Genomic DNA, 13,177 nt, shown 5'->3' with positions numbered 1-13,177 from the left:
GAAAGAATGTGAATATGTGAGGAAATGGGGTGCAGCAAGTGACATTCGTGCATTTGCAATGTCAAACTGTGTATAGCTTGTTGCAAAGCGCATGCAAAATCGAACCGCTTGTACGCCGTGCGAAGGAACTAGGATTTCAGGCACTTGCCATTACGGATCAAAACGTCATGTATGGTGTGATTCCGTTTTATAAAGCATGCAAGGCAGCGGGTATACATCCAATTATCGGGTTAACAGCCTCCGTATTGGAGGAAGGAGCATCTTCGTCATATCCGCTCGTATTGTTGGCTGAAACTGAGACGGGATATCAGAATTTACTTAAGATTTCAAGTACGATTATGACGAAAACTAGGGACGGGATTCCTAAGAAATGGCTCGCTCGTTACGCTGAAGGATTAATCGCTATTTCACCGGGGTTAAATGGAGAAGTGGAGCAGCTGCTGCTTCAGCAGGAGGATGAGCAGGCGCGGACAGTGATTGCCGACTATCTGGAGATGTTTTCGTCCTTTTATCTTAGTATACAAAATCACGGCTTACCTGAGGAAAGGTTGCTGCAAGCACGTTTGCTGCAGTTGAGTGAGGACATGCATGTGCCGCTTGTAGCAGCTAATGACGTTCATTATGTGGATAAAACAGATGCCTTTGTTCAAGATTGCTTGCTATGCATCGAGCACGGTGTAAAGGTAGAGGACACAAACAGGCCTCGTCTTAAGACGGAGGAATATGATTTAAAATCAGTAGAACAAATGGAGGGGTTATTTTCTTTTCTTCCAGAAGCGCTCGATCATACAGTGCAGATTGCACAGCGATGTCGCGTTGAAGTGACCTTTCATGAGAGCCGTTTGCCAGAGTTTCCAATCGATACGGGCGAAACGTCAGATGAGTTTTTGCGGCGCATTTGTGAGGAAGGGCTCCGTAAGCGCTATGAGCATATAACGGATGTACATAGAGGGCGGCTGCAGCATGAGCTGCATGTTATTAGTCGCATGGGCTTTAGTGATTACTTTTTGATTGTATGGGATTTTATGAAGTATGCACATAATCTGCGTATGTTAACGGGACCGGGCCGTGGGTCGGCTGCTGGCTCGCTTGTTGCGTATGTATTGGAAATCACAAATATTGATCCTATTCAATATAGGCTATTATTTGAGAGATTTTTAAATCCAGAGCGTGTAACAATGCCTGATATTGATATTGATTTTCCTGATGTCCGCCGCGACGAAATTATTTCGTATGTTGCGCAGAAATATGGTCAGCTGCATGCAGCACAAATTATTACATTTGGTACGCTGGCTGCAAAAGCTGCAGTACGTGATATCGGGCGTGTGATGGGGCTGTCACAGCGCGAAATGGAGCAGTTTTCACGCCTTATTCCCTCGCGCGTCGGGATTACTTTGGAGCAGGCATATGAGGATTCCGCAGCTTTGCGGGAGTATACGGCAAGCAATCCAAGATACGAGCGTGTGTTTTCAGTTGCTAAGCGTGTAGAGGGAATGCCGCGGCATACATCTATCCATGCAGCAGGCGTGATTTTAAGCGCTGCTCCGCTTACAAATAGTGTAGCAGTGCAGCAGGGGCATAATGATGTCTATATTACACAGTACCCTGCAGAGGTATTAGAAGAGCTTGGATTACTTAAAATCGATTTTCTTGGCTTGCGTAATCTTACGATTTTAGAGAATATTTGCAGCCTTATTACTGAAACGAGCGGGGAAGTAGTTGATTTGCAGCGCCTGCCTCTTGATGATGAAGCAACCTTTTCATTGCTTGGACAAGGGGATACGACAGGGGTGTTTCAGCTTGAATCATCAGGGATGCGCAATGTCTTGAAGGCGCTTCAGCCTACTGTGTTCGAGGATATTGTCGCTGTCAATGCTCTGTATAGACCTGGACCAATGGAACAAATTCCTGCTTTTATTGAAGCGAAGCACGGAAAGAGAACTGTGGAATACCCGCATCCGGACCTAGAGCCGATTTTGAAAAAAACATATGGCGTTGTAGTATATCAAGAGCAAATTATGGAAATTGCTTCTAAGATGGCAGGTTTTTCTCTTGGTGAAGCAGATTTGCTGCGCCGAGCAGTGAGCAAGAAAAAGCATGAGATTTTGGATCGAGAGAGGAAGCCGTTTGTAAGCGGCTGTTTAGATAAGGGTTATGACGAAGCGACGGCTCAGGCTGTATATGATTTAATTGTCCGTTTCGCTAATTATGGCTTTAATAGAAGTCATGCTGTCGCCTATAGTATGATTGCCTATCAGCTTGCGTATTTAAAAGCGAATTACCCCATTGCCTTTATGGCAGCCCTTTTAACAAGCGCGATCGGCAATGAAGAACGCATGATGCAGTATGTACGTGAAGCAAAGCGAAAGAATGTACAAATCTTTCCTCCCTCTATTCAAACTAGTGATTACCGATTTTACCCGGAGGAAGAGGGAATTCGATATAGCTTGCTTGGCATTCGCGGTATCGGCAGCGCAACGGTAAGAGATATTTTGCAGGAGCGGCGCAAAGGGGCATTTACAGACCTGTTTCAATTCTGTGTCCGTTTGCCGTCGCGAACAGCAAATCGAAAGCATCTAGAATTGCTGATTGGAGCAGGCTGCTTTGACTGTTTTGGAGTAGAACGGGCTTCCTTGCTTGCAAGCATAGATACGGCATTAGAATATGCCGCACTTGTTAGACCGGATGATGCAAACCAAGCTGAGATGTTTTTGGATGAGGATCTTGTACCGAAACCGTCGTATGCAGAAGCACCCCCGATGCAATTTGCGGCACGGCTTCGCTTAGAAAAAGAAACGCTAGGTTTATATGTATCTGGTTATCCGACGCAGGAATATGAATCCTTTATACAGGAGTTGCAAATTCCGACACTTTCGGAGGCAGTTCAAAGCCAAAGTAAAAGTATTCGTTCGATTGTATTTATAGTAGAGGTGAAAGTAATTCGGACAAAAGCAATGCAAAATATGGCCTTTTTGACTATCTGTGATAAAGAGGAAGAATGGGAGGCAGTCGTATTTCCAGATACGTATGCGCAGTTCCGTTCTATTGTGCAAGAGGATAGCACATTGCTGCTTGAAGGGGCGATGAGTGTACGTAATGGCCGAAAGCAGTGGGTAGTTAGTGGTATATATCCACTCGAACGCATAGAGGAATACGAAGCGGAACAGAATAAACGTTTGTATATCAAACTCCCGTCTCAATATGACAAAGGTCTGTTTGCAAAAATCACGAAAACTTTATTGCATTATCCGGGACTTGCCCAAGTATTTATTTACTATGAAAAAGAACATAAAATGGTACAGTTATCCCGTCCTTTTTCTGTACATCCTAATGAAGAGTGTATAAAAGTGCTAAAGGAAATTTCAGGTGCGGATAACGTTGCATTAAAAATGTGATAGACTTTTTTGTATCTTGTCCATTATAGTAATAATGAAGCTCGTGGTCAGACCACTTTGGAGAGCAGAAAAACGAAGCAGCAATCCAATATGAGGAGAGTGAGCGTTTTGTCAACACTTCGCGATGAAGCTTTACATATGCACCGAGTACACCAAGGAAAGCTTGAAACAGTTTCAAAGGTTAAGGTGGCAAATGCAAAGGATTTAAGTCTTGCGTATTCACCAGGCGTGGCAGAGCCGTGCAAAGCTATCTATGACGATAAAAGCAAGGTGTACGAATATACAGTGAAGGGGAACTTGGTCGCTGTTGTAACGGATGGCACAGCTGTATTGGGTTTAGGGAATATAGGTCCAGAGGCGGCGCTGCCTGTTATGGAAGGAAAAGCGGTGTTGTTTAAAAGCTTTGCTGGTGTTGATGCATTTCCAATTGCTTTAAATACAAACGATGTAGAAAAAATTATTGAAACTGTTAAGTTAATGGAACCAACATTTGGCGGCGTGAACCTTGAGGATATCGCAGCACCAAACTGTTTTGTTATAGAAGAACGCTTGAAGAAGGAAATAAACATTCCTGTGTTTCACGATGATCAGCACGGGACTGCAATTGTTACGGTGGCAGGACTTGTGAATGCTTTGAAATTAGTAGGTAAAAAGATGTCTGAAGTTAAAGTTGTCGCAAATGGAGCGGGCGCCGCTGGGATTGCGATTATGAAGTTGTTATATCACTATGGTGTTCGCGATATTATTATGTGTGATACAAAAGGTGCTATTTACGAAGGGCGTCCAATTGGCATGAACACAGTAAAAAATGAGATAGCAAAATATACGAATCGTGATCGTAAGCAAGGATCGCTTGCTGATGTTATTCAAGGTGCAGACGTATTTATTGGTGTATCGGCAGAGGGAGCTCTCACGAAAGAGATGGTGCAAACGATGAATCGTCAGCCAATCATTTTTGCGATGGCGAATCCTGTGCCGGAGATTATGCCGGCAGATGCGAAAGCAGCGGGTGCAGCAGTTATCGGAACGGGACGATCTGATTTCCCAAATCAGGTGAACAATGTATTAGCGTTTCCAGGAATTTTTCGCGGGGCACTTGATGTGCATGCGACGCAAATTAATGAAGAGATGAAGGTTGCTGCTGTACAGGCGATTGCAGGACTCATATCAGATGAGGAGCTACAGGCTGATTATATTATCCCGGCACCATTTGATCCACGTGTTGCTCCTCAGGTCGCGGCATATGTAGCAAAGGCAGCGATGGAGACGGGTGTAGCGCGCCGGAAGGTGAATCCAGACGAAGTAGCTGAGAAAACAAGAAGATTGGCGACTATAGGAAAACAATAAGTGGGGAATGTTCATTGACAGCAGTACAATCGAAGATATATCTAGAAATCGTTCATCAAATTCGTTCCATTATGGAGGGAGATGGTCTCAAGGCCGGCGACCGTCTCCCTTCAGAAAGGGAGCTGAGTGCACGTCTGAATGTGGGGCGTTCCTCTGTACGTGAGGCGCTTCGCGCACTAGAGCTTGTAGGGTTAATTGAAACACGCCGCGGGGAAGGGACGTTTGTGAAGCGCTTTTACGAGAACGGTCTTGTCCAGTTAATTGCAGCCTTTTTGCTGCAAGATGAAAAGACAAAGCAAGATTTACTGCAGGTGAAGATGCTGCTCGAACGAAATATATTGAGCCTTTTGCTTGGCAAAACAAAAGAACAGCTTTTGCCGCTTTCGGAGCTTCTTTCCTCCAATGAAACATCGTTACTCCTTTTTCATCAAGCATTTTTTAAGCAGGCTGTTGAGCTTACAGATAATCATCTGTTATACCGTATTTGGCTTATTGTGAGCGAGTATGCAGCAACATTTTCCTATAAAGCCGAAGTGCCATTGGAAGATATAACCTCTTATAAGAACATTTATAGAGCAATAGAAAACAAGGATATGGAACAGATAATGCATTGCTACGAGGAGGCTTCAAAAGTAATCCTGGTGCACATGTAAGTTTTAGAACATACCGAAACGACATCAATCCTATTTAGCAACATATAAGGTAAAGAGAAAGGTCAGCTTGTTTTCGATATGGATAAAGCTGTATCTATTATAAAGGAGGGGTAATGTGCTAAGAGATTTGTTTATTAAGAAAAAGAAATATGCAGCAATTCCTTCAGAGCAAATGAGAAGAGATGTTCCGGACGGCCTAATGACCAAGTGTCCAGAGTGTAAAAAAATTATGTATACAAAGGAGCTTCTAAAAAACCTAAAGGTGTGTGCGAACTGCGGCTATCATCATCCGATGAATGCATGGGAGCGACTAGACAGCTTACTGGATGAACAGTCGTTTGTAGAATATGATCAAGAGATGATTTCGGCAAATCCGCTCCAGTTTGAAGGCTACGAGGAAAAGTTAGAGGGAGACCGCAAGCGAACAAAGCTCAATGAAGCAGTTGTAACGGGCGAGGGAACAATTGATGAGATGCTTGTTGTTGTCGCGGTAATGGATTCGCGTTTTCGTATGGGGAGCATGGGTTCAGTCGTCGGAGAGAAGATTGCGCGCGCGATTGAGAAAGCAGGGGAACTGCAAGTGCCGTTCCTCATTTTCACAGCATCAGGCGGTGCAAGAATGCAAGAAGGTGTATTGAGTCTAATGCAAATGGCAAAAACAAGTGCTGCGCTAAAACGTTTTAGTACAAACGGAGGTCTTATTATTTCTGTTATGACTCACCCAACTACGGGCGGTGTTTCAGCAAGCTTTGCATCACTTGGAGACTATAACCTAGCGGAACCTGGTGCTCTAATTGGGTTTGCAGGACGACGTGTCATTCAACAAACGGTGCGCGAGGAGCTGCCAGAGGATTTTCAGACTGCGGAGTTTTTGCTCCAGCATGGGCAGCTAGATGCAGTGGTGAACCGTCTTGAAATGAAGGAAACATTGAGTACGATTGTAGGGATTCATCATGTAGGGGGGACGGAGCAGTGGCAGAATTAGAATTTGAAAAGCCCATTGTCCAGCTGCGAAATAAAATTCGCGAACTGAAAGAATATACGAATAACAGCCAAATGGACTTTAGTGAGGAGATTCGTATTCTAGAGGCGAAACTCGAGAATTTGGAGAACGAAGTATACGGCAGCATGAAGGTGTGGGATCGGGTACAAATAGCCCGTCATGCGGAGCGACCGACAACTCTAGATTATATTGAACATCTGTTTACAGACTTTTTCGAGTGCCACGGTGACCGTGCTTTTGGAGATGATGCTGCTATTGTTGGAGGGATCGCCAAGTACAAAGGCACTCCCATAACGGTAATTGGACATCAGCGTGGGAAGGATACGAAGGAGAATATTCGCCGTAACTTTGGTATGCCCCATCCTGAAGGCTACCGAAAGGCACTTCGTTTAATGAAACAGGCTGAAAAATTTAAGCGTCCGATTGTTTGTTTTATTGATACGAAGGGCGCATATCCGGGAATGGCAGCGGAGGAGCGCGGACAAAGTGAGGCAATTGCGCGTAACTTGTTTGAAATGGCAGGCCTAGCCGTTCCGATTGTCTGTATTGTCATTGGTGAAGGAGGAAGCGGCGGCGCATTAGGACTCGGTGTCGGGAATTATGTGCATATGCTGGAGAATTCAACGTATTCTGTTATTTCTCCAGAAGGGGCCGCAACTATTCTTTGGAAAGATGCAAGCAAAGCAAAGGAAGCAGCAGAGGCGATGGGCATTACGGCAGCGGATTTGAAGCGTCTGGGCATTATTGATGAAATCATTCCTGAGGTGCGGGGAGGAGCACATCGTGATGTGAAGCAGCAGGCGAAACTCATGGATGAAGTGCTGAGGCAGTCACTAGAGAAGCTAAGACAGATGACCGAAGAAGAGCTTCTTGAGCAAAGATATGAGAAGTATATGAAAATGGGGCAGGTTTCGTTTGCTGAGGAATCAATTGGGGCACAATAAAAGCGTAAGCTCCCTGTTTTGTTTAGTCGACAGGCAAACAAGCGTGTCTCTGTAGTGAAGCCGAGTATGGAATCTTTTCATATGTTCTATGCGGTTCAGGAACTTTTATGTGTGAGAACAATTTGGGGACTGAAGTAGATCGCATACGCTAGACGATATTCCAAAAGCTATACACCCTTACTTAATAGAAAAAAACGTGCATTCCTTTCTCAGAATGCACGTTTTTTCTTCTCAAATATGCATCTTCCCATTGTGCTTCCGTAATTTTTCATGGTATTTTATTAGAGGGCAAATAAACTTTCGAGGTGATTGCAGATGAAACGTATTGGAGTTTTAACAAGCGGCGGAGATTCGCCGGGAATGAATGCTGCTGTGCGCGCTGTTGTCCGCAAAGCAATTTATCATGACGTGGAAGTATACGGTGTGTATCATGGATACTCCGGTCTTATTTCAGGTCATATCGAAAAGCTAGAGCTTGGTTCTGTTGGTGACATTATTCATCGCGGAGGAACAAAGCTGTATTCAGCAAGATGTCCGGAGTTTAGAACATTAGAAGGACAAATGCAAGGCATTGAGCAATTGAAAAAATTCGGTATTGAAGGCCTAGTTGTCATTGGCGGCGACGGTTCTTATCAAGGAGCGAAAAAGCTAACAGAACATGGTTATCCTTGTATAGGCGTTCCTGGAACAATTGATAACGATATTCCGGGTACTGATTTTACAATTGGTTTTGATACAGCACTGAACACAGTAATCGATGCAATCGATAAAATTCGTGATACAGCAACTTCCCACGAACGTACATATGTAATTGAAGTTATGGGTCGACATGCTGGGGATATTGCGCTGTGGGCTGGCTTGGCGGATGGTGCGGAAACAATTTTGGTTCCGGAAGTAGACTTTGACATGCAAGATATCATTGCACGTTTAAAACGAGGTCACGAACGCGGCAAGAAGCACAGTATTATTGTAGTAGCTGAAGGGGTAGGCAGTGCGATTGAGATCGGTAAGAACATTGAAGAGGCAACGAGTCTGGATACGCGCGTAACAGTGTTAGGTCACGTACAACGCGGTGGTTCTCCAAGTGCATTTGACCGCGTATTAGCTAGCCGTTTAGGGGCAAGAGCGGTTGAACTTCTTTTAGAAGGACAAGGCGGCCGTTGTGTTGGGATTCAAAACAACAAGCTTGTAGACCATGATATCATTGAAGCATTAGCACAGAAGCACACAATTGATGAAGATATGTATCGATTATCTCAGGAATTATCCATTTAGTAGGACATAATTGAAATTTGGTACGTCAAAATTGGGAACGTTTCCATAAAAAAGCGGAGGTATTGTATGCGTAAGACGAAAATAGTATGTACTATTGGACCGGCAAGTGAAAGTATTGAGAAGCTAACGCAACTCATGGAAGCAGGTATGAATGTTGCTCGTTTGAATTTCTCACATGGCAGTCACGAGGAGCATGCAGCACGTATTACTAATATTCGTGAAGCGGCAAAGCAAACAGGAAAAACAATTGCAATTTTGCTTGATACAAAGGGCCCTGAAATTCGTACGCACGATTTTGAGAATGGACAAGCGGAATTAAAAACAGGTCAGGAAGTTATTATTTCCATGGAGCAGGTTTTAGGAACAGCGGAAAAATTCTCAGTATCCTATACAGGCTTGTATGATGATGTTGATACAGGATCACGCATTTTAATTGATGACGGTTTGATTGAATTAGAGGTTATTGGTAAAGCAAATGGTGAAATTCGTACCAAAGTATTAAATAGCGGTCTTGTTAAAAATAAAAAGGGTGTAAACGTACCAAATGTAAGTATCAAGTTGCCTGGTATCACTGAAAAAGACGTGCAGGATATTCTTTTTGGTGTTGAGCAGGGCGTAGACTTTATCGCGGCTTCCTTTGTGCGTAAAGCATCTGACGTTTTAGAAATTCGTGAGCTGTTAGCAGAAAAAGGCGCGAAACACATTCAAATCATTCCAAAAATCGAAAACCAAGAGGGTATTGACAATATTGATGCCATTCTAGAGGTTTCCAACGGTCTTATGGTTGCTCGTGGTGACCTGGGTGTAGAAATCCCGCCAGAAGAAGTACCACTCGTACAAAAGAGCCTAATTAACAAGTGTAATCTTCAAGGAAAGCCTGTTATTACAGCAACACAAATGCTTGATAGCATGCAACGCAACCCTCGTCCGACACGCGCTGAAGCAAGTGACGTAGCCAACGCAATTTTTGACGGTACAGATGCAATTATGCTTTCTGGTGAAACTGCTGCGGGACAATATCCTGTAGAGTCAGTTAAAATGATGGCGACTATTGCTACTCGCGTAGAAAGATCTCTAGTATATCAAGATATCTTCCGCAAGCGTATTGAAGAAGTACGCCCAAGTATTGCAGATGCAATCTGTCAATCAGTTGCGCATACAGCTCTTTCTTTAGATGTGGTAGCAATTGTGGCGCCTACAGAGAGTGGTCATACAGCAAAAATGATCTCTAAATATCGTCCAAAGTCTCCAATTATTGCGGTTTCTGCAGATGATCGTGTATGTCGTAAGCTTGCACTTGTATGGGGTGTACAAGCATATTTAGCACAAGATCCTGTATATTCTACGGATGAAATGCTTGAGGGCGCTATTCAAGCATCTAAAGACACAGGCATTGTAAAATCAGGAGATACAGTTGTAATCGCAGCAGGTGTGCCTATTGGTGAAACAGGAACAACAAACTTAATGAAGGTTCATGTTGTAGGCGAGCAAATTGTTAAAGGGCAAGGTATTGGCCGCAAAAGCAGCAAAGGGCGAGTTGTTGTTGCGAAAACGGCTGAAGAAGCACTTGCAAAGATGCACCCAGGAGCTATTTTAGTTACAACTAGCACAGACAAGGATATGATGCCGGCAGTTGAACAAGCAAGCGCGCTTGTAATTGAAGAAGGCGGTTTAACAAGTCATGCTGCTGTTGTAGGGGTATCTATCGGTATTCCAGTTATCGTAGGTGTAAATAACGCTACTTCTATTCTAAAGGATGATCAGGAAGTAACAGTTGATGCAGCACGAGGGATTGTTTATAACGGACATGCAATAGTTCTATAAGGGATAAGGAAGGGAGAGAGTGAATCTCTCCCTTTTTCTCACATTTAAGAGAGTATAAATTTCCAGCTGGAAGACAATTCGACATAGTTAGAAATTTTAGGAATACAGTATAAGTGCAACTACGCCTCTGTCTTCGCCCAAGAGCGGGGCTTGCCAATCGACGAGTTTTCTTTATTCGACTAGGAAAAATTTTGATGGGTGTCTAGCTCACATTGTCTGCTTCAGCTCTCCAGAATGTTTTTCGGTGAAAAGGCTGGATTATGGAAATTTATTCTTAATAGGAGGGGAAAATAATGGTGAAGCTTCTTATCCTCTTGTTTATTATTGTACCTGCTTTAGAGGTTACACTGCTTGTGGCGTCGAGTCATTGGATTGGTATTTGGCCGACATTTTTGATGATTATAGCAACCGGAATCATTGGCGCATATTTAGCAAAGAAGCAAGGAATAGCAGTGTTGCGAGAGGTGCAGTATCGTCTGAGCCGCGGGCAAATGCCGACAGAATCTCTTCTAGATGGAGGTTGTATTTTGATTGGCGGAATATTGCTGCTTACACCAGGCTATGCTACCGATATTATCGGTTTTTTACTTCTGTTTCCTATTACAAGAAAGATCGTTACATATTGGTTCTTGAAATGGATCGAGAAGAAAATAAAGAAAAATAACCAAACAATCATTTGGAAATAAAAAGCGATTCGGTCACAGTCCGAATCGCTTTTTATCACCTTAGGAAAGTGAAAATTTCCAGGAGGAAAGGAGTTTGACGTGTCAGAAAATTTTAAGAGCAAAGTGTAAGTGCAACTATGCCTCTGTCTTCGCCCTGCAGGCTATTTAGCATCTTTAATAAAACGCCAAAGATCACGAAATACCTTTGCGTCATACAATGTTTTAAGAAGAACAAGCGTTGCTGGACCGATAATCAGACCAAGAAAACCGTATAGCTTGAACCCAACAAAAAGCGCAATAAGTGTTGGAAGCGGGTCGAGACCGATATTGGAGGATAGTACTTTCGGTTCCATAATTTGTCGCTGTACAATGACGACGATATATAAAACAAGAAGTCCAACAGCGAGCGGAGTACTGCCTGTGAAGTAGGCGTATAAAATCCACGGTACAAATACTGCTCCTGTTCCAAGATACGGTAATAGATCAACAATTCCAGTCACGATAGCAATTGTAATAGCATATGGCACACGCAAAACAAGCAATCCGACAAGTACGATAATGGTTGTCATTGAGACAAGCGTAAATTGCGCTTTAATGAAGCCAAGGAGCGCTTTACGCAAATTTCCAAAAATCGTTTCACTATATAGATGAATACGTGTTGGCAGTATGCGCTTTAGACGTTGCCCCATTTTGTACCAATCATTGCTAATGAAAAACGTGGCAAGCAAAATGAAAATCAGAACGGTTGCTGTGGTTGGAAGAACGCGTAAAAAATTGGTCAATCCGCTCAAAATGGATGTAAGTAAATCTTGCGCCTTTTGTGTGAGGTCTGAACCAAGATTTTGAATATTAGAGGAGATTGTATTTTGCTGCGTCTCTCCAAGACGATTAAATTTTGTAGCTAAATCTTCATATAACGGCATGATATTATGAACAATAATATTCTGTACATATACAACAAGTTTCGGAAATTGATTTGGCAAAATCTCAAGCAAGTACGTAGCGGCAGCGATGGTCTCTGTTACGAGAAGAATAACAAGCCCTACTATTGCCCCAAATACAAGGATGAGCGTTACAAACACCGCAAGCGGGCGCGGGAAGAGAAGTTTTTTCTCGAGTAGATCGACGATTGGATGCATCGCATATGCCAAACAAAGAGCAATAATAAATGGATATACTAGACCTGAGATATAAAAAAGAATGTACAGGCCAATTATAATTAACGCTGCCACAAAAATAAGCCGAAGCCCCATGTACAGGTAATCTCGATTTAAAATGGAACATTCCTCCTGTTCGGAGTGTATTTTTTTTTATATTATGGGGAAGGTGAAGTTTTTCCCATCTCTTATTTTACATCGTATTAAGGAGAAAAAAAAGCCGTTATTAGGCAATATTTTCCTGCTTTTTCTTGGGTATTTACGAAATATTATTTTTATAGGAAAGGATAAACAAGTTATGTTTAATCAATCTGTTTTATTTTTATTCATTTTGCTTGCTATTGGCTTACTGGCTAAAAATCAATCGCTTACATTTGCTGTACTGGTGCTTCTCCTTATAAAATGGACACCCCTTAACGAAAAATTGTTTTCATACTTACAACAGAAGGGAATTAACTTTGGTGTAACAATTATTACAATTGCTGTTCTTGTCCCGATTGCCTCGGGAGAAATCGGCTTTAGACAGTTGACGGAAGCGATCAAATCCTATTATGCTTGGATTGCGTTGGCATCTGGTATTGCTGTTGCGCTGCTGGCTAAGGGAGGGCTAAGCCTGCTTGCCAGTGATCCTCATATTACAACTGCACTTGTTCTTGGAACAGTGATAGCAGTTGCGCTTTTTAATGGGGTGGCGGTTGGGCCTCTTGTTGGGGCGGGTATTGCATATATGGTACTGCATGTGGTACAAATATTAAAGTAGAGCATTTTTATCTTGATATAAATTATCTGAATTCTTTTCATTCACAAAAGTCAGATAATTGTTTATAATGGTACGTAAGGGAGTGCCTGGGATAGATCAACAACGAGAATTGTGTGGTGGAAAAGTAGCACCAACATAAAACAATGCCAAGGTG

10 protein-coding genes are annotated in these 13,177 nt (G+C 43.0%); 9 read left to right on the top strand and 1 reads right to left on the bottom strand.

What is annotated here, in order from left to right; genetic code table 11:
• Positions 1-38 precede the first annotated feature (38 nt).
• From EP737_RS09950 to EP737_RS09915, 8 genes are all read left to right on the top strand, one after another.
• Positions 39-3,395 (top strand): DNA polymerase III subunit alpha, encoded by a 3,357-nt coding sequence (locus EP737_RS09950; RefSeq protein WP_129727817.1) that lies wholly within the window; start codon positions 39-41, stop codon positions 3,393-3,395.
• A 108-nt stretch (positions 3,396-3,503) separates the two neighbouring features.
• Positions 3,504-4,742, top strand: a complete 1,239-nt coding sequence (ystJ, locus tag EP737_RS09945) for an NADP-dependent malic enzyme (protein ID WP_129727816.1) — start codon at positions 3,504-3,506, stop codon at positions 4,740-4,742.
• Between the two features lie 71 nt (positions 4,743-4,813).
• Positions 4,814-5,395, top strand: coding sequence for a FadR/GntR family transcriptional regulator (locus EP737_RS09940; RefSeq protein ID WP_425455877.1), 582 nt, complete (start codon positions 4,814-4,816; stop codon positions 5,393-5,395).
• Positions 5,396-5,510: 115 nt separating this feature from the next.
• On the top strand, positions 5,511-6,380 hold the full coding sequence (gene accD, locus EP737_RS09935; RefSeq protein WP_129727814.1) for an acetyl-CoA carboxylase, carboxyltransferase subunit beta: 870 nt from the start codon (positions 5,511-5,513) through the stop codon (positions 6,378-6,380).
• Positions 6,368-7,342, top strand: a complete 975-nt coding sequence (gene accA / locus EP737_RS09930) for an acetyl-CoA carboxylase carboxyl transferase subunit alpha (protein ID WP_129727813.1) — start codon at positions 6,368-6,370, stop codon at positions 7,340-7,342. Before accD ends, accA begins: the two co-directional genes overlap by 13 nt.
• A gap of 315 nt (positions 7,343-7,657) precedes the next feature.
• Positions 7,658-8,617, top strand: a complete 960-nt coding sequence (pfkA, locus tag EP737_RS09925) for a 6-phosphofructokinase (RefSeq protein WP_129727812.1) — start codon at positions 7,658-7,660, stop codon at positions 8,615-8,617.
• 66 nt (positions 8,618-8,683) lie between these two features.
• The gene (pyk, locus tag EP737_RS09920; protein WP_129727811.1) at positions 8,684-10,441 is read left to right on the top strand and encodes a pyruvate kinase; all 1,758 of its coding nucleotides are present in this window, start codon (positions 8,684-8,686) and stop codon (positions 10,439-10,441) included.
• A 296-nt stretch (positions 10,442-10,737) separates the two neighbouring features.
• Positions 10,738-11,127 (top strand): FxsA family protein, encoded by a 390-nt coding sequence (locus EP737_RS09915; protein ID WP_129727884.1) that lies wholly within the window; start codon positions 10,738-10,740, stop codon positions 11,125-11,127.
• 140 nt (positions 11,128-11,267) lie between these two features.
• On the opposite strand, the gene ytvI is transcribed toward EP737_RS09915, so the two are convergent.
• The gene (gene ytvI / locus EP737_RS09910) at positions 11,268-12,359 is read right to left on the bottom strand and encodes a sporulation integral membrane protein YtvI (protein WP_129727810.1); all 1,092 of its coding nucleotides are present in this window, start codon (positions 12,357-12,359) and stop codon (positions 11,268-11,270) included.
• Positions 12,360-12,561: 202 nt separating this feature from the next.
• Between ytvI and EP737_RS09905 the strand changes: the two genes are divergently transcribed.
• Positions 12,562-13,023, top strand: a complete 462-nt coding sequence (locus EP737_RS09905; protein ID WP_129727809.1) for a DUF441 domain-containing protein — start codon at positions 12,562-12,564, stop codon at positions 13,021-13,023.
• Positions 13,024-13,177 lie beyond the last annotated feature (154 nt).

This window comes from Ectobacillus funiculus (assembly GCF_004138295.1).
Classification (GTDB): domain Bacteria; phylum Bacillota; class Bacilli; order Bacillales; family Bacillaceae_G; genus Ectobacillus; species Ectobacillus funiculus.
Note: the sequence above shows the minus strand (reverse complement) of the source record. Positions and strands in the feature narration are given on the sequence as shown.